The organism is Actinoplanes sp. NPDC026623 (assembly GCF_040638275.1).
Classification (GTDB): domain Bacteria; phylum Actinomycetota; class Actinomycetes; order Mycobacteriales; family Micromonosporaceae; genus Actinoplanes.
In genome coordinates, this window is the sequence record NZ_JBEZXZ010000149.1 from 1 (window position 1) to 17,871 (window position 17,871).

Sequence of the window (17,871 nt, forward strand, 5' to 3'; positions counted from 1 at the left end):
CGCCGCCGTACGTGGCGTTGCGGGTTTCGCCCCGCGCGGGGAGCCCCCACCCCCCGCAATCACCGGCCGGCGGGCCCGGCCCGGGACGGGGCCGGCCGCCGCACCGGTTTTCAGGCTCAGGCCGTCGGCGGGTCGGCCGGCCTGCGCGGCATCTTCAGGACCTCGAACTGGTCCGTGTAGCCGTGCAGCGCGGCGCTGGGCGCCGCGGGCTCCGAGCGGGCCGTCGCACCCTCGGCCGCCGCGTGCGCGCCGCCGCTGGAGGCCGGCACCGGGTCGTCCGCGGGGACGACCACGCCCGGCTCGGCCGCCGCGTGCCGCGGCGACTCCGGGTTCACCCCGGCCGCGCCGCCGGCCTTGGCCGCCTTACGCGCCCGCCGGTTCTCGCGCCGGCGCCGCCCGTTGACCTTGGTGTTCTCCGCCATCGTGTAGAGCGTCGGCACCAGTACCAGCGTGAGCAGCGTCGAACTCACCAGGCCGCCGATGACCACAATGGCCAGAGGCTGCGAGATGAAGCCGCCCTCGCCGGTCAGCCCGAGGGCCATCGGCAGCAGGGCGAAAATGGTCGCGATCGCCGTCATGAGGATCGGGCGCAGCCGGTGCCGGCCACCCTCGATCACCGACTCCTGAACGCCCAGTCCCGCCCGGCGGTAATGGTTGATCAGGTCCATCAGGACGATCGCGTTCGTCACCACGATGCCGACCAGCATCAGCACGCCGATCAACGCCGGAACGCCGAGCGGGGTACCGGTCGCGAGCAGCAGCGCGATCGCACCGGTCGCCGCGAACGGGATGGAGACGAGCAGCAACAGCGGCTGCAGCAGGCTGCGGAACGTCGCCACCATGATGAAGAAGACGATCGCGATCGCCGCGAGCACGGCGAGGCCGAGATCCGCGAACGCGTCCTTCTGGTCCTGGCTGACCCCGCCGATCTCGTACGTGCCGTCCGGCAGGTTCAGGGCGTCGAGCCGCTCGGTCAGATCCTTGGTGGTCTTGCCGACGTTCGAGCCCGTCGCGGTGCCGTTGACCGTGGCGCTGCGGTTGCCGTCGATCCGGGTGACCGCCTCCGGGCCGTCGACCTCGTTGACGTCCGCGACCGCGTCGAGCAGGACGACCTGGCCGCTCGGCGTGGTCAGCGGCAGCTTGCGCAGCGCGTCGACCCCGGCGGGCGGCTTGCCCAGCGCGACGAGGACGTTCTGGCTGACGCCGTCGACGCTGATCTCCCCGACCGGCGCCGGGCGGAACGCCCCGGCGACCGACCGGCCGATCGCGGCCTCGGTGAGGCCGTTCGCCGCGGCGGCGGCGCGGTCGACGGTGACGTCCAGGCGGGGGACGCTCGCCGCGAGCGTGCTGCTCACGTCGGTGACGTCCGGCGTCGCGGCCATCGCGTCCTGAACCTGCTTGGTCGCGGCCTCCAGGGCCTTCTGGTCCGGGGCCTGCACGACGACGGCCAGCGCGCTGCCGTCGAAGCCGGTGCCGCTCTCGGCGCCGATGGTGACCTCGCCGACGTCGGTCATGCCCTCGAACTGCTTGCGCAGGTCCTCGGAGACCTTTGCCGCGTCGGCGTCCGCCTTCAGCGCCACGTTGAAGCTGGCGCCGCTGGCACCGCCGGAACCGACGAACGGGTTGAAGTCACCGTTGCCGACCGTCACCTGGTAATGCTCGACGTCGTCGTTGGCGACGATCACCGCCTCGACCTTCTTGGCGGCGGCGTCCGTGGTGGCGAGGTCGGTGCCGACCGGCAGGTCCTGCGACACGACGATGGTGTCCTGGCCGGACTGGTCGAGGAAGTTCGTCTCGAGCTTGCTGGCCAGGCCCATCGTGCCGAGGAGCACGACCACGCCGATTCCGACGGTGCTCCACCGGGTGGTCCTGCTGCGGATGACCCAGCGGATGATCGGCAGGTAGCTGCGCTGCAGCGGGCTGCGGAGCTCCTTGGCCTCGGCGGCCTGGCGGACCTCCACGGACTCGGAGCCACCCGCGGCGGGCCGCAGGAACCAGTACGCGAGCACCGGCACGACGGTCAGCGACACGAAGAGCGACGCGACCAGCGCGACCGTGACCGTGATGGCGAACGGCGCGAACAGCTGGCCGACGAAGCCGCCGACCAGGGCGATCGGCGCGAACACGGCGACCGTGGTCAGCGTCGAGGCGGTCACCGCGCCGGAGACCTCCTTGACGCCCGACATGATCGCGTGGACCTTCGCCTCGCCGTACTCCAGGTGCCGTTTGATGTTCTCCAGCACGACGATGGAGTCGTCCACCACCCGGCCGACCGCGATGGTCAGCGCGCCGAGGGTGAGCAGGTTGAGCGAGTGGTCGCCGAGCTTGAGCGCGATCAGCGCGATCAGCACGGAGAGCGGGATCGAAACGATGGTCACCAGCGTCGAGCGGACCGACAGCAGGAAGACCAGGATCACGATGACGGCCATGATCAGGCCGAGCATGCCCTCGGTGGTCAGGCTCTTGATCGACTTCTCGACGAACGGCGCCTGGTCGGTGATGACCGTCAGCGTGGCCGCGGAGGCGGTCTGCAGGTCGGCGAGCTTGTCGCGCACCTCGTGGGAGATGTTGACCGGGTTGCCGTCCGGCGCGGCGGTGACCGCGATGCCGAGGCTCTCGACCCCGTCCGTGCGCGTGTACGACGTGGCGGGGGCGAGCTGCGCGTTGACCGCGGCGACGGCGTCCAGCCGGACCGGGCCCTTGCTGCCGGTGAGGTAGAGGCCCTTGATCTCGTCGACGCTCTCGATCGGCTCGCCGACCTGGACGCTCAGCGAGCGGGTGCCGTCGGTGACCGCGCCGGCCGGCACGGAGACGCCGTTGGCCTGCAGCAGGGTGGCGATCGAACGGGGGTCGACGCCGGCGGCGACCATCTTGACCGGCTCGGGAACGATGAGCACCTGCTGGTCCCGGGTGCCGGTGACGGCGACCTCGCGGACGCCGTCGATGGCCTTGAGCTCGGGGACGACGGTCTCCCGGAGCCGGTTCGCGAGCGCGGCCTGGTCGTTCTTTCCGTCGGAGGCGGCGAGGACGATCGCCGGGATGTCGTCGGTGCTGCCGGCGAAGATGACCGGCTTGACGTCGTTGGGCAGCGTGGGCTGGATCCGGTTGACCGAGGTCGTCAGCTGGTTGACCGCGTCGTCGAGGTCGGTGCCGAACTCGAACAGGACCTGGACGGTGGTCGAACCCTCGCTGGTCGTCGACTGGATGCTGTCCAGGCCGTCGGCGCCCTTGATGGCGTCCTCGATCGGCTTGGTGACCTGCTGTTCCATGATCTCCGGGCTCGCGCCCGGGAGCACCACGCCGATGAAGGCGCCGGGGAATTCGAGCGACGGCAACAGCTGCTGTTTCAGCGACGGCACCGTGAAGATCCCGAAAGCGGTGATCACCACCGCGACGAGGGCGACGAGCCCCCGGTTAGCGAGACTGAGCCTGGTCAGAAACGACATCTGCTCCCCCGTAAAAGTTCGGCCATGGCATATAGTTTGCCCGACGCGAACAAATCATTTCCGCCGGGGTGTGCCGGTGACGTCCGGTCACCCGGCGGACGCACAGTGCTCATCGGCGCGACAGCGCAGGGGGGTGCGGTGGCCGAAAACGAACAACTCATCGCGGACATTATGGGCGCGCAGGAACGGCTCCAGCACCTGTTTGCCTACGACCGGTCGGATCCGCTCTTCTCGTCGCAGCTGACCATGCCGCAGCTCAAGATCCTGCTGCTGCTCTACCGGATGGGCGACACGTCCGGGCGCGAGCTGGCCGGACTGCTCGGCGTCAGCCTCGCGACGCTGAGCGGCATGGTCGACCGGCTGGTGGCGCACGACCTGGTCACCCGCGCGGAGGACCCACACGACCGCCGGGTCCGCCGGATCAGCCTCAGCGACAACGGCGCGGCGACGATCGGCAAGATCATCACGGCGGGGGCGGCGAAACAGGCCCGCCTGCTGCGCCGGCTCAGCCCGGCCGAGCTGCGCACGGTCCACGACGGCCTGCAGGCGATGGTCCGGGTGGCGGCCGAGGACGCCGAGGAGGCCGCCCGCGAGCCGGCCACGAACACCAAACCAGCCTGAACTCAGCCAGGCCTGCCCCCACCAGACCCCGTCACCGGCCATGCCGGGCCGCGCTGGGCCGCTTGGCCGCGCCAGGCCGCCAGGCCGCCAGGCGCCGCTTGGCCACGCCGGGCCGCCGGGCCGCGCCAGACCGCGGGGCCGTTGGCCACGCCGGGCCGCTTGGTCGCGCCGGGTCGGACCCTGCAGGTCTGTTCAGGCCGGCCGGGCCGGTTCGGGCCCGGTGGGATCGGCCGGGCCGGGTCAGGCCAGGTCGAGGGCGCGGGCCGCGGCCAGCACGTCGTTCTTGATGGTGGTGGGCGACGGTGCGGTGCTGATCGCCCACTCCGGGTCCTTGAGCCCGTGACCGGTCACCGTGCAGACGATCGTGCCGCCCGCCGGGATCATGCCGGCCTCGGCCTGCTGCAGCAGGCCCGCCACGCTCGCCGCGCTGCCCAGCTCGACGAAGACGCCGACCTCGCGGGCGAGCAGCCGGTAGGCCGACAGGATCTCCCGGTCGGTGACCGCCGAGATCAGGCCGCCCGAGGCGTCCCGCGCGTCGAGCGCCTTGGTCCAGCTTGCCGGGTTGCCGATCCGGATCGCGGTGGCGATGGTCGACGGATCCTGCACGACCTGGCCGTTGACGATCGGCGCGGCGCCGGAGGCCTGGAAGCCGTACATCTTGGGCAGGATCTTGCTGTTGCCCGCCGCGTGGTCCTCCTGGTAGCCCATCCAGTAGGCGGCGATGTTGCCCGCGTTACCGACCGGCAGGCAGTGGATGTCGGGCGCCCGGCCGAGCGACTCGACGATCTCGAACGCCGCCGTCTTCTGCCCGTGCAGGCGGAAGATGTTGACCGAGTTGACCAGCGAGACCGGGAAGTCCTGTGACAGCTTCGAGGCGAGCGCGAGGCAGTCGTCGAAGTTGCCGTTGACCTGCAGCAGCTTGGCGCCGTGCACGAGCGCCTGCGCCAGCTTGCCCAGCGCGATCTTGCCCTGCGGCACCAGCACCGCGCAGGTGAGCCCGGCGCGGGCCGCGTACGCCGCCGCGGAGGCGCTGGTGTTGCCGGTCGAGGCGCAGATGATCGCCTTCGACCCCTCCTCGACGGCCTTGGACACGGCCATCGTCATGCCCCGGTCCTTGAAGGAGCCGGTCGGGTTCGCGCCCTCGACCTTCAGATACACGTCGGCGCCCACGCGCTGCGAGAGCACGGGAGCGGGCACGAGCGGCGTGTTGCCCTCGTGCAGCGTGACCACCGGGGTGGCCTCCGAGACCGGAAGCCGGTCGCGGTACGCCTCGATCAGTCCCCGCCACATGGTCATTTCCTCTCCGCCGACTCGGTCAAGGATGCATCAGCCCGCCGAATGGCGAGACCATGCGCCCACTATGCGGGACCGTGGGACACGGCCTCCACGTTGTTGCCGTCCGGATCCCGGACGAACGCGCCGTAGTAGTCCGGGTGGTATTCGGGGTGGACGGCCGGCTCGTGCAGCACCTCGGCGCCGGCCGCCACCGCCGCCGCAAAGAACGCGTCGACCGTCGCCCGGTCGGCCGCCCGGAAGGCGAGGTGCGACTCCCGGAAGCCCTCCCCCGCGTTGAACACGCCGATCCAGAAGTCGGGCCGCTCCGCGCCGTAGCCCATCGCCACCTCGAAGTCCATCAGCCGGCGCAGACCCAGCGGGGCCAGGACCGCGTCGTAGAACGCGGCGCTGGCGGCCAGGTCGGCGCACTGGATCCCCACGTGGTCGAGCATCGGTCAGACCCCGCCCTCGACCCGCAGGACGCTGGCGATCGACCGGACTATGTCGAGCGAGCGCAGATCCTCCACGGTGGCCGCCAGGTTCGCGTCCGGCGCGCCGTGGGTCACGATCACCAGGGTCGCGTCCTCCTCCCGGCCGGACTGCCGGACGGTCGCGATCGACACCTCGTGCTTGGCGAAGACGCCGGCGACGCTGGCGAGCACGCCCTGACGGTCGGCCACGTCGAGGCTGATGTGGTATCGCGTCACCGCCTCGCCGATGGGCCGGATCGGCAGGTGCGCGTACGAGCTCTCGCTCGGCGCCCGGGTGCCCGAGAGGCGGTTGCGCGCCGCCGCCACGATGTCGCCGAGCACGGCGCTCGCGGTGGGCGTACCCCCGGCTCCCCGGCCGTAGAACATGAGCTGCCCCGCGGCCTCGGCCTCGACGAAGACCGCGTTGAAGGCGTCTCCGACGCCGGCCAGCGGGTGGCTGCGCGGGATCATCGCCGGGTGCACGCGGACGCTGACCGACTCGCTGCCGGACGAGTCCGGGCCCCGCTGCGCGATGCAGAGCAGCTTGATCGTGCAGCCCATCTCCTTGGCGCTGGCCATGTCGGCGGCCGTCACGCCGGTCATGCCCTCGCGGAACACGTCCGCGGCGGTGACCCTGGTGTGGAACGCGAGCGAGGCGAGGATCGCGGCCTTGGCGGCGGCGTCGAAGCCCTCGACGTCGGCGGTCGGGTCGGCCTCCGCGTATCCGAGCTCGGTGGCCTCGTCGAGCGCCTCGCCGAAGCCGGCGCCGGTGGCATCCATCGAGGACAGGATGAAGTTGGTCGTGCCGTTCACGATGCCGGTGACCCGGGTCACCCTGTCTCCGTGCAGCGACTCGCGCAGCGGGCGCAGCAGCGGGATGGCGCCGGCGACCGCGGCCTCGTAATAGAGGTCGGCGCCGCCCTCGGCGGCGGCGTCGTGCAGCGTCGCACCGTCCTCCGCGAGCAGCGCCTTGTTCGCCGTGACGACGCTCTTGCCGGCGGTGAGCGCCTCGGTCAGCCAGCCGCGGGCCGGCTCGATGCCGCCGACCACCTCGATCACCACGTCGACGTCGTCCCGCTTGACCAGGCCCAGCGCGTCGGTGGTGAACAGCGCGGGGTCTATCGCGCCGCCACGCTCGCGGCCGGGCCGGCGCACCGCGATGCCGACGAGTTCCAGCGGGGCGCCGATCCTGGCGGTCAGGTCGTCGGACTGCTCGTGCAGCAGCCGGACCACCTCGGAGCCGACCGTGCCGCAACCGAGCAGAGCCAGTCGAACCGCGGGCTTGTCAGAACTCATCCCACATCCAATGCGAGCAGATCATCTTCTGTCTCCCGGCGGACGATCACGCGAGAAGCACCGTCGCGCACGGCGACCACCGGCGGCCGGGGCACGTGGTTGTAATTGCTGGCCATGCTCCGGCAGTACGCGCCCGTACCGGGCACGGCGAGAAGATCTCCGGGCTGCACGTCGGCGGGCAGGAATTCATCCTTCACGACAATGTCCCCGGATTCACAATGCTTTCCCACGACGCGGGCGAGCAGCGGGGGCGCCTCGGACTTCCGGCCGGCCAAGGTGGCGGAGTACGAGGCGTCGTAGAGGGCGGTCCGGATGTTGTCGCTCATCCCGCCGTCGACGCTCACGTACGTCCGGATGCCGTCGACGTCCTTGACCGTGCCGACCTCGTACAGGGTGAAGACGGCCGGGCCGACGAGGGCCCGGCCCGGTTCGATCGAGAGCCTGGGGCGCCCGAGGTTCTCGGCCGCACACTCGGCGTCCACGATCTTGTTGATGCGCTTCGCCAGGTCGCCGGCCGGCGACGGGTCGTCCTGGGTGGTGTATGCGATGCCGAAGCCGCCACCCAGGTCCAACTCGACAAGTTCGACACCACGGGCGTCGCGGATCTGCGCCTGCAGCGCGAGCACCCGCCGGGTGGCGACCTCGAAGCCCGAGGTGTCGAAGATCTGCGAGCCGATGTGCGAGTGCAGGCCGAGCAGGTCGAGCACGCCCTCGTCGAGCACCCGGATCGCGGCCTCGAACGCGGCGCCGCCGGCCAGCGAGAACCCGAACTTCTGATCCTCGTGCGCGGTCGCGATGAACTCGTGGGTGTGCGCCTCGACGCCGACGGTCACCCGGATCAGCACCTTCGGCCGCCGGCCGCTCTCCCGGGCCAGCGCGGTGAGCCGGTCGATCTCCTGGAACGAGTCCAGGATGATCCGGCCGACGCCGGCGTCCAGCGCCCGGGACAGCTCGGAGAGCGACTTGTTGTTGCCGTGGAAGCCCATCCGCTCGGCCGGGAAGCCCGCGGCCAGCGCCACCGCGAGCTCGCCGCCGGAGCAGACGTCGAGGAAGAGCCCCTCCTCGCCGATCACCTTCACCACGGCCTTGCAGAGGAACGACTTGCCCGCGTAGTAGACGTCCGCGCCGGCGAACGCGGCGGCGAATTCGCGGCAGCGCGACCGCAGGTCGTCCTCGTCCAGCAGGTACGCGGGGGTGCCGTGCTCGGCCGCGAGGTCCAGGACGCTCACGCCGCCGATCTCCAGGGCCCCGGAGTCCGCGCGCGTCACCGTCCGCGGCCAGAGCTGCGGCACGAGAGCGTTGACGTCCTCGGGGGTACGCAGCCAGGCCGGCCCCCTGTTGCCGAGGTCGCCGTGCAGCGCCCCGGCCTCGTGTGCCCGCATGACTACATCCTTTCGGGCGCGGAGACGCCCAGTAGCGCCAAACCGTTCTCGATCACCGTTCGGGTGGCGTCATTGAGCCAGAGCCGGGCCCGGTGGCCATCGGTGATCGGCTCGTCACCCTTCGGGCTCACCCGGCAGGACGGATCGTCGTAGAACCGGTGGTAGGCACCGGCGATCTTCTCCAGCAGCCGGGCCACGTGGTGCGGTTCGCGCAGCTCGGCCGCGCGGGCCACCATGTCGGGGTACTCGCCGAGGGCCTTGAGCAGGTCGCCCTCCCGCTCGCCGGCGAGCAGCTCCGCCGGGAAGTCGGCCGGCTCCCCGCGCGTCACACCCGCGGCTGCGGCGTTGAGCGAGATGTTGGACGTCCGGGCGCCGACGTACTGCACGTAGTACACCGGGTTCTCCCGGCTCGCGCTGGTCCACAGCTCGATGTCGATGTCGATGGGCGAGTCCGAGGAGTACCGGGCCAGCGCATAGCGGGTGGCGTCGACGCCGAGCGCCTCGACGAAGTCCTCCAGCGTGATGACCGTGCCGGCGCGCTTGCTCATCCGCACCGGCTCGCCGTCACGAACCAGATTCACCATCTGGCCGATCAGGATCTCCAGATTCCGCTCCGGGTCGTCGCCGAAGCACGCCGCCATCGCCCGCATCCGGCCGATGTAGCCGTGGTGATCGGCGCCCAGCATGATCACGACCCGGTCGAAGCCGCGCTTGCGCTTGTCCAGGTAGTAGGCGCAGTCCGCGGCGAAGTAGGTCCAGTCGCCGTCCGACTTGCGCAGCACCCGGTCCTTGTCGTCGCCGAAGTCGGTGGTGCGCAGCCAGACCGCGCCATCGGTCTCGAAAATGTGCCCCTGCTCGCGCAGCCGGTCCAGGGCCTCCTGCAGCTCGCCGCGCTCGTGCAGGTCCTTCTCGTTGAAGTACGTGTCGAAGTGCACGCCGAACTCGTCGAGCGACGACTTGATCTCGGCGAACATCAGCTCGACGCCCGCGACCCGGAACGCCTCGAGCGCCTCGTCCTCGCCGAGCTTCAGCAGATCGGGCGCCTCGGCCAGCACCGCCGTCGCGATCTCCGCGATGTAGGCGCCGCCGTAGCCGTCCTCGGGCGCCGGCTCGCCCTTCGCGGCCGCGTACAGGGAGCGGGCGAAGCGGTCGATCTGCGAACCGGCGTCGTTGAAGTAGTACTCGGTGCCGACGTCGGCGCCGGCCGCCCGCAGGAGCCGGGACAGCGCGTCGCCGACGGCCGCCCACCGGACACCACCGATGTGCACGGGGCCGGTGGGGTTGGCGGAGACGAACTCGAGGTTGATCCGCTGCCCGGCGAGGCGGTCGCTGCGGCCGTACTCCCGCCCCGCCAGCACCACGTCGCGCGCCAGCACCCCGGCCGCGGCCGCGTCCAGGCGGATGTTGAGGAAGCCCGGGCCCGCGATGTCCACCGACTTGACGCCGGGCCGGCTGCTGAGCTCGTCGGCGAGGGCGTCCGCGAGCTCACGCGGCGGAACACCTGCCTTCTTGGCGAGCTGCATGGCCATCGTCGAGGCGTAGTCGCCGTGCTCGGGGTTTCGGGGTCGCTCCACCGTCGTCGTCGCGGGCAGCAGCGAGACGTCGAGGCCGCGGGCAACGAATACGGCACGCGCAGCTGTGAGAACAGTGGAAGCGAGGTCAGCGGGAGTCACCGAGCCATGCTATCCGGGTAGACTTTGGCGCCCGGCGGCGTACCGGCGCCTGCTCGCGGGCCCGGCCCGACCTTTCCATCGAATTGACGAGGCACGATGAGCATGAGTACCCCGGGTCCCGAGCGGGTCCCGTCCACCGTGAAGGTCGACAAGACGTCGGGCCAGGGCAAACCCCCCGCACAGAAGTCCACCGGCGCCAAGCCCGGCAACCGCCCCCAGGCCAAGGGCGGCGGCAAGGGCCGCAAGCCGGTCACGCCGGTCAAGGTCAACGGTGGCCGCCCCTGGGGCCCGATCGCGCTCATCGGCGTGGTCGCCCTGCTCGCCGTCGGCATCATCGGCTACGGCGTGTACGCGTCCAGGAAGAGCTCCGAGCCGTGGACGGACAAGGCCGCGGCCATCGACGGCATCGTCAACTACCGGGTCCAGAAGAACCCCGCGATCGACTCGCAGGAGCACAAGGACGGCCCGCTGACGTACGCGACGAACCCGCCGGTGGGCGGCGCGCACAACGCCGTCTGGCAGAACTGCATGGGCGACGTCTACGCCCAGCCGGTCGCCAACGAGCACGCCGTGCACAGCCTCGAGCACGGCGCCGTCTGGGTGACCTACAAGCAGGGCCTGGCCGCCGACCAGGTCAGCGAGCTGCAGAAGAAGGTCAAGGGCCGGGACTTCATGCTGATGAGCCCGATCGCGGGCCTCGACAGGAACATCTCCCTGCAGGCCTGGGGCTACCAGCTCAAGCTCGACAAGGCCGACGACAAGCGCATCGACGACTTCATCAAGGCCCTGCGCCTCAACGCCGCGCTGGAGCCCGGCGCGCCCTGCTCCGGCGGCAACACGACCACCGGCCCCGTGCAGCCCGCAGCCGCAGGTAAGTGATGACGGTATCGGCCGAATCAAGCCGGTCGGACGCGGCCGACTACGTACCCGACGGCACCGCCCCGACCGGCCGCGGCCGGGCCGGGGCGGTGTGGCTCGCCGCGGCCCTGATCCTGGGGCTGCTGGCCGGCCTGGCCATCGGACTCCTCGCTCCCCGCCTGAGCACCCCCGGGGACGACTCGGCCGAGGCGGGCTTCCTGCGCGACATGAGCAGCCACCACGCCCAGGCCGTCGAAATGTCGATGATCGCCCACGCCAACTCGACGAACCCCTCGGTTGTCACCCTCTCCAGCGACATCGCGCTGACCCAGCACGGCCAGATCGGCTACATGCAGGCCTGGCTCCGCGACTGGAACCTGAGCCCCAGCGGCAGCCAGCCGCCGATGGCCTGGATGAGGGACGGCGGCGGCTCGCTGCAGAACGGCCTGATGCCGGGCATGGCGACCCCCGAGGAGCTGACCGCCCTGCGCAAGGCGACCGGCAAGGAACTGGACGTCCAGTACCTGACCCTGATGCGCCGGCACCACCTGGGCGGCATTCACATGACCCAGGAGATCCTGGAAGTGTCGGACAACGAGGACGTGACCTGGCTGGCCGAGACGATGGTCCGCAGCCAGCAGAGCGAGATCAACCTCATCGACTCGATGCTCAAGCAACTCCAGTAGCAGGCGCGCCGCGGAACCGATTGGCACGGTCTCCGCGGCGCCTGCTAGGCTCATCGTCGCTGAGCCCCCGTAGCTCAGGGGATAGAGCGTCGCCCTCCGGAGGCGAAAGCGCAGGTTCGAATCCTGCCGGGGGCACCCAGGTTTAGCAGCACAAATAAGGCCATCGACCAGGCGAAAGCCCGGCGGTGGCCTTCCTTGTATGTCCGGTCCCGGGGCATCGCCGACGAGGACCAGATCGGAAGTCCGTCCAGGAGCAGGACCGCTCGGATGTTCGCGTCGAAATCGCGGTGCTTGCCGACACGGCCGTATCGTCACGACGTTCGGCGGCGAGTGGCCGGCGCGACGCTGCACGAATTCCCTCGTCGGGACAACCAGCCCGGCCCCGCACCAGCAACTGGCAGGTCTGCCCTGGCGAGATGTCCAGGACGCCACCCGCGGGCACGGCCGCCGCGAGATCCGCAGCCTGGAGGTCCTGACCGTCTCCACCGGCATCGACTTCCCGCACGCCGCCCAAGCCATCCAGATCCGCCGCCGACGACACCGTTCGGACCAGAGACGCTTCACCACCGAAACCGTCTACGCGATCACCGGCCTGCGGGTGCACCCAGCGGAACCGGCACAGCTCGCCGCGGGGATCCGCGGTCAGTGGCGTATCGAAAACCAGATCCACCGGGACCGCGACGTCACCTACGGCGAGGACCGCTCCCAGATCCGCGCCGGACCATGAGTCATGGCCGCCCCGCACAACGCCGCCATCGGCGCGCTCCGCACCACCGACACCATCAACATCGCCGCCGCGACCCGCCATCGCGCCCGCGACAGCACCCGGCCCATGGCCCCGCTCGGCATCACCTGACGACTTTGCCGGGGCCTGCCGAAGAACCGGTCCCACACCCTTGTCGAACAGCAGCTCAGCCGCGCCTGCTCAAGCCCACCTTTCAAGCCCTGGACCGTCAGCCGGATCGCCGCAGCAGCACTCGTGATCCCGCACCTCGCGCGCGGCCCGACCATCTGAGGTCACGTCACGCACCGTCACGGCCGTAACAGGGACGCCTGGCTGAAGGTACGGCGGCCTAAACCGGCAACTCGCTCACTCGATCTACGAACGGCGGTGATCTGGAGGCCGCAGATCGATACCTGCGCACAGCGCTGGACGGGCTGGTCTCTCGACTCAGCCCGGATTTGCGTGGAGGCACTCTCAGTGAAGTTCTGAACAGGCTTCAGTATTACTGACGACAATGGTCCGATGCGATCGCCGCGTGCCCGTAAATGGCACGACAGCGACGACCTTCATCGTGCCGAAGCGAAGCTCAGTATTGACGAGGGAGCGTGCGGAACGGCAGCAAATGCGGGAGAGAATTCGATGGTTTCTGCCGCAAGTGAGAATTGGCGAGCTAATGCGCGCGCATGACTCAACACTGGAGTGATCGCCCCGAAGTTCGCCTAGGCCTCACTCGTGTGCCCTCTCCGTCCGCCAATCAATTTTCTGAATGACGCTTCCGGCATATGGGCAGGGGTGGGATCAGCGATGATGACAGCAAAGCGGACACGACTCAATTCGGATGATCAGCAGGGCTTGGAGAACCTTGATGATCTTCTGAACCGGTCATGCCCGCCCCGCTACCGCCATCACGGACGCTTCTACGCGTAGCTATCCGAATCGGACATCGACGTATCCCTTAATCGGGCATCGCCCCACAATTTACCGAGGGCCCGATTCGGAAGAGCTCAGTCGTGGACTGTTACGCGGAAGCGCTGCTCAGCACCCTTTAATTCCGGCGTATTGCGCAAATGGCGAGCCCGAAGTCACCAGACGCGAATTCCCGGACCCGATCGTCTGGCACCCGCTATCGGACGCCAGCCGGCCCCAGTCAACCTTTACCCTCACGGTAACGCTGCAGTTGTTCTTCAACCGAACGGAGTTGAAACTCGGGTCCTGGACTGCGACGCACGTAGGCGCAGGAGCGGCCATGGCGGGTGCAACCGCGACGGTTGCCGATGCCGCGACGCCAATGGCGGCGGCGGCGAGTACTCGAGACATGTAACGAATGATAATCACTCCCCCGTATTGATTTTTGACTATCAATATCTCCACTCAATCACAGATGCCGATCAAGTACAAGGTGACACCTCTCTATGTAAACCCGCCGGGAGGAGAGGGGTCTCCATGCGGGGTCATTGCGTTCTCGGGTTGCTGCTGGTCACGGCGGCGACGAGCGGCGGGTGGCTCGGGGGACGGCGCAGGCGATGTTGGTCGCCCGGGTGGTGCGGTGCCGCCGATCGCGGCGTTACACAGTGTCGCGATGATCGCGGGTCCGGGACCGACCCGGCTTGATGTGCGTCTTCACGGAACGTCACATCACGGACGGGATGAGCGCGGTTCTCGATGTGCCAGTGCCGGCGGATCCAGGTCCGCAGGCCGACCGGCGGGGGCCTGGCCGACGGGTGGTGACACCGTCAGACAGGCGGTCTCGCGGCCGGTCTTCCCGGCGACGGGGCGACCTACGACTGCTCGAGCACGCCACGCTGCCCTGCGGCGCTACCACAACTTCGACGGCCCTTTCCGCCGCGCGATCGACACCAACACCCTCCTCGACCGGTAGCCGAATCATCCCCGGCGAGCGCACCTGCCGCCGCTGACGACGATTCGTGAGGTGCCGGGTCCGGCGTCGTTAGACTGCGCCGGCCGCCCTGGTCGACTTCGCGACGGCGTGGATGGCCGCCAACCGGAGCCCGGACGGCGGCGAGGATCGGTTGAGCGCGTAGCCGGCTCGCGCTAGTCGTGCGGTGTCAGGACTTCGTAGACCGGGCTGGAGAGCATGACGAGGGCGTTCGGGCCGGCGGTGAACGGCGCCGCCGCGGCGGCGGTCAGCCCCCGGACTCCGGTGCCGTCGTCGAACCCGTTGCCGACGCAGCCGGAGTACCGCAGCATGATCTCGGTCTGGCCGGCCGCTGAACGCACCCGCAGCACGATGGCGTCGCTGCCGTACGCAATCTCCGGGGGGCAGCCGGGGACGTCGGGGCCGCCGCCGGTCGGCGCCTGCGCGATCTGCCGGATCGCCCGGTCGGCGGCGACGCCGGCCAGGCGCAGGCTGGACATCAGCCGCAGTTGCCCCCGCTTCGGAACCGACGGCTCGCTGAGTTCGTATTTGCAGGCCGAGACGGAGGTCACGTCGCGCAGGGTGGCGACGTCGACCGGCCGGCCCGGGCGCAGGACCGGCCGCTCGCTGATCGGGTGGGTGGGTGGGGCAGCCGGCGTCGTCGACGTCCACCCGGTGGATCGTGGCGGCGAGGCGCTCGCGCAGCACCTTCGGCGCCTGCAGGACGACTTCCACCCCGGCCACGCGCACCGTCGTGCGGTCGCCCTCCTGCCTTCGACATCAATCCCAACCCGGAGTTCGCGGCGCAGCGCGTCACCAGCATCGGCGGGCCGTCAATCCGGCCGGCGAGGTCAGCGCCCTTCTCGCGTACGCGGAGAGTTTCGGCCTGTCGGGCGGCCAGGCCCGGGCCGTGCTGCATGAGGTCGCGGATGCCGCCGCCGACTGGCCGGCCGCCGCGCGCCGCCACGGGATCTCCGGTGCGGAGATCGCCCGATTCGATCGCACGCTGCGGCACACCGTGGAGGCCGTGCGACCCGGCCTTGCGACCTAAGTTACCGATGAGTAACGTCGGGGTCAGGTGAGTTCACCGCACCCACTGCCGACGAGGAGCCGACGTGCCCACACTCGACCGCCACAACGACGTGTTCGTCCTCGATCTCGGCGACGACGAGAACCGGTTCCATCCCGACTGGATCGTCTCGGTCAACGCGGCCCTGGACGAGGTTGAGAAGGCGGACGGCGCCCGCGCCCTGGTCACCGCCGCGACCGGGAAGTTCTTCTCCAACGGCCTGGACCTCGAATGGCTGTTCGCGCACGGCGACCAATACCAGGAGTACGTGGTCAGCGTCCACGACCTGTTCGCCCGGGTGCTCTCGCTGCCGCTGATCACGGTGGCCGCCCTGCAGGGGCACACGTTCGCCGCCGGCGCGATGCTCTCCCTGGCGCACGACTTCCGGGTGATGCGCGCGGACCGGGGCTACTGGTGCCTGCCGGAGGCGGACATCGAGATCCCGTTCTCCCGGGGGATGTCCGCCCTGATCCAGGCCCGGCTCGCTCCGCAGGCCGCGCACGAGGCGATGACGACCGCCCGCCGCTACACCGGCCCGGACGCGCTCGCCGCCGGCATCGTCGACCGCGCCGTCGACGCGGACGCGGTGCGCCGGACCGCCGTGGAGATCGCCGAGTCCCTGACCGGCAAGGCCGGCGAGACGCTCGGCACGATCAAGACCCGCATGTACGCGCCGGCGCTCGGGCTGCTGCGCGACCGGGACAACCCCCTGGGCTGAGCCTCAATCCACCGTGAACGACGTGGTGAGCGTGGCGGCGTCCGGCCGGATCTGAATCTCGTATCCGGGTGCCCGCTCGCCGAACCGCGGGAAGTGCCAGCCCGCCGCGGGCCGGCCGGAACCGTGCGCCACGCTCGACACCGCGCCCGAGGTGGTCACCGTCAGGGTCCGCCCGGACGGGTGGGAGAACACCATCGTCGCGCCGTTCACGCCGCCGGAGACGCGCACCCACTGCGGATCGAGGTGCCAGTACTGGCGCCAGGGGCGCGCGCCGGCGAACCGGTCGGTGACCGTCATCCGGGCCGCGGTGCGGTTCACGTTGACGGTGCGGGTGTGCGCGCGGCCGGTGCCGTACACCGTGTCCCGCACGGTCCACGCGTGCACCGACGCCCGCACCCGCGAACCGGTGACGGCGGACGGCCCGCCGCCCGCCCGGCCCGCGTCCGGGATCGGCACGTTGTGACCCTGCGGGCTGATCTGGTACGCGTTGAAGCCGCTGCTGCCGTCGTAGTTGTACTTGCCCGGCCCGACCAGCACCCGGACGCCCCTGGTCGTGAACGTCACGCCGCCGGCCCGGTCGTGGTGCCCGTGCGCGCGCCGCTCCGGGCCGTACCGGATGGTGTAGTAGGTGGTCAGCGGGTCGGTCCAGGACCAGCGGCCGATCACCCAGCCGGTCTCGTCGTCGCGGAAGACGCGGGGCGCGCCGGGCGGGGCCGCCGCCGCACCCTTTATCTCCTCCGAGTCGCCGATCTGCACGATGCCGCCGTCCGGCTCGGTCATCCAGGTGAACACCGTCTGCGCCTTGGCCAGGGTCCGGCGGATCGAGGCCACCGCCGGCTCCGTCCCCGGCCACCCGGCCAGCGTGTCCGCCGCCTGCTCCCACAGCTTCGCGTTCGCGATCTGGTACCCGGACGCCTGCTCCCAGCTCACGCCCCGGCCGGAGAACGCCCGGGGCGCCTCGGCCACGATCCGGCCGGTCGCCCGGTCCATCCAGTCCTCCCGGTGCAGATTGTTGCCGGCGTGCAGGATCTGCAGGTTCGCCATCAGCCCGTGGTTGTGCACCGGGGCGTACGGCGGGCCGTAGTAGCGGAAACCGAACAGCACGTTGACGTCGTTCCGCATCGGCTGCCGGAGCTTCGCCGAGCCGGTGAGGGCGAAGAGACAGTTCTCCGTCTCGAGCCGCCGCAGCGCGGTCCCCTCGTCCCAGCCGTGTGCGCTGCTGTTCGGGTCGGGGTTCTCCGCGTGGAATCTGACCACCTGGTCGACCAGGGCGTCCAGCGTCTCCAGCTGGCCGTCCATGGCCGCCCGCCGGGCCAGCGGCTTGATCCACAACAGACCCCGGTATCTCAGGAGCCAGGTCGGGTCGGCGACCGGCGGCCTGCGCCAGGAGGCGGGTTTGATCTCCCCCACCGTGAACGGCGGCGCCGGCGCCAGCTTGACGACGATGTCCTGGCCGTCCCGCACCGGCGCCGGCGCGGCGGGGCCGCACCGGGCGGTCGCGGTCGGATCGGTCTTTCCGTCCGCCCGGTGCGCCTGCAGCCCGGCCGCCGGATCGTCGATCGAGACGGGATCCGTGAGGAAGGCGTGTATGTCGTCCGCTACCGCCGATGTCCCGGATAGGAACACCAGGAAAAGGGATAACGCGAGCGCCCCCGCGACGTTTCGCCGTGCACGATTCCCCATGCGCGTATGGAACACCATTGATACCAGGAGGCGGCGGTGGGGGGGCCGGGCCTGGCGGGGGGCCCCCCCGCGCCCGCGCCCGCCGCGGATGGGG

The 17,871-nt window shown here is 70.4% G+C and carries 15 protein-coding genes and 1 tRNA gene; 8 read left to right on the plus strand and 8 right to left on the minus strand.

Translation table 11 applies throughout. The features are described from left to right. Window positions 1-116 precede the first annotated feature (116 nt). Entirely contained in the window at window positions 117-3,446 is a 3,330-nt protein-coding gene (locus tag AB0F10_RS32445) for an efflux RND transporter permease subunit (protein WP_360633718.1), read from the minus strand. A gap of 138 nt (window positions 3,447-3,584) precedes the next feature. On the opposite strand from AB0F10_RS32445, the gene AB0F10_RS32450 reads away from it, so the two are divergent. After that, entirely contained in the window at window positions 3,585-4,067 is a 483-nt protein-coding gene (locus AB0F10_RS32450; protein ID WP_360633721.1) for a MarR family transcriptional regulator, read from the plus strand. A gap of 240 nt (window positions 4,068-4,307) precedes the next feature. On the opposite strand, the gene thrC is transcribed toward AB0F10_RS32450, so the two are convergent. The 5 genes from thrC to argS form a co-directional block, all read right to left on the minus strand. Continuing rightward, complete coding sequence (gene thrC / locus AB0F10_RS32455; protein ID WP_360633765.1) at window positions 4,308-5,357, minus strand: threonine synthase; 1,050 nt, start codon at window positions 5,355-5,357, stop codon at window positions 4,308-4,310. Between the two features lie 68 nt (window positions 5,358-5,425). Then, a complete protein-coding gene (locus tag AB0F10_RS32460; RefSeq protein ID WP_360633725.1) occupies window positions 5,426-5,794 on the minus strand; it encodes a VOC family protein in 369 nt (122 codons plus the stop codon). A 3-nt stretch (window positions 5,795-5,797) separates the two neighbouring features. Next, window positions 5,798-7,108 (minus strand): homoserine dehydrogenase, encoded by a 1,311-nt coding sequence (locus tag AB0F10_RS32465; protein ID WP_360633729.1) that lies wholly within the window; start codon window positions 7,106-7,108, stop codon window positions 5,798-5,800. Beyond that, entirely contained in the window at window positions 7,105-8,490 is a 1,386-nt protein-coding gene (gene lysA / locus AB0F10_RS32470) for a diaminopimelate decarboxylase (RefSeq protein ID WP_360633732.1), read from the minus strand. Before lysA ends, AB0F10_RS32465 begins: the two co-directional genes overlap by 4 nt. A 2-nt stretch (window positions 8,491-8,492) precedes the next feature. Further along, window positions 8,493-10,163, minus strand: coding sequence for an arginine--tRNA ligase (argS, locus tag AB0F10_RS32475; protein ID WP_360633735.1), 1,671 nt, complete (start codon window positions 10,161-10,163; stop codon window positions 8,493-8,495). A gap of 96 nt (window positions 10,164-10,259) precedes the next feature. Here argS and AB0F10_RS32480 point away from each other — a divergent pair, with 96 nt between their 5' ends. The 5 genes from AB0F10_RS32480 (at window position 10,260) to AB0F10_RS32500 (ending at window position 12,563) form a co-directional block, all read left to right on the plus strand. Then, complete coding sequence (locus AB0F10_RS32480) at window positions 10,260-11,042, plus strand: DUF3105 domain-containing protein (protein ID WP_360633738.1); 783 nt, start codon at window positions 10,260-10,262, stop codon at window positions 11,040-11,042. After that, window positions 11,042-11,707, plus strand: coding sequence for a DUF305 domain-containing protein (locus AB0F10_RS32485; RefSeq protein ID WP_360633741.1), 666 nt, complete (start codon window positions 11,042-11,044; stop codon window positions 11,705-11,707). The genes AB0F10_RS32480 and AB0F10_RS32485 overlap by 1 nt, the downstream gene beginning before the upstream one ends. Window positions 11,708-11,770: 63 nt before the next feature. Continuing rightward, window positions 11,771-11,842: transfer RNA gene (locus AB0F10_RS32490), tRNA-Arg, on the plus strand. A gap of 64 nt (window positions 11,843-11,906) precedes the next feature. After that, window positions 11,907-12,434: a hypothetical protein gene (locus AB0F10_RS32495; protein ID WP_360633744.1), complete on the plus strand. Its 528-nt coding sequence runs from the start codon at window positions 11,907-11,909 to the stop codon at window positions 12,432-12,434. Between the two features lie 3 nt (window positions 12,435-12,437). After that, on the plus strand, window positions 12,438-12,563 hold the full coding sequence (locus AB0F10_RS32500; protein WP_360633747.1) for a hypothetical protein: 126 nt from the start codon (window positions 12,438-12,440) through the stop codon (window positions 12,561-12,563). Window positions 12,564-14,483: 1,920 nt separating this feature from the next. Here AB0F10_RS32500 and AB0F10_RS32505 read toward each other — a convergent pair. Beyond that, window positions 14,484-14,879: a hypothetical protein gene (locus tag AB0F10_RS32505; protein ID WP_360633750.1), complete on the minus strand. Its 396-nt coding sequence runs from the start codon at window positions 14,877-14,879 to the stop codon at window positions 14,484-14,486. A gap of 71 nt (window positions 14,880-14,950) precedes the next feature. Between AB0F10_RS32505 and AB0F10_RS32510 the strand changes: the two genes are divergently transcribed. Beyond that, window positions 14,951-15,358 (plus strand): hypothetical protein, encoded by a 408-nt coding sequence (locus AB0F10_RS32510; protein ID WP_360633753.1) that lies wholly within the window; start codon window positions 14,951-14,953, stop codon window positions 15,356-15,358. 64 nt (window positions 15,359-15,422) lie between these two features. Next, the gene (locus AB0F10_RS32515) at window positions 15,423-16,094 is read left to right on the plus strand and encodes an enoyl-CoA hydratase-related protein (RefSeq protein WP_360633756.1); all 672 of its coding nucleotides are present in this window, start codon (window positions 15,423-15,425) and stop codon (window positions 16,092-16,094) included. Between the two features lie 3 nt (window positions 16,095-16,097). Here AB0F10_RS32515 and AB0F10_RS32520 read toward each other — a convergent pair whose 3' ends face one another. Then, the gene (locus AB0F10_RS32520) at window positions 16,098-17,720 is read right to left on the minus strand and encodes a hypothetical protein (RefSeq protein WP_360633759.1); all 1,623 of its coding nucleotides are present in this window, start codon (window positions 17,718-17,720) and stop codon (window positions 16,098-16,100) included. Window positions 17,721-17,871: the final 151 nt, after the last annotated feature.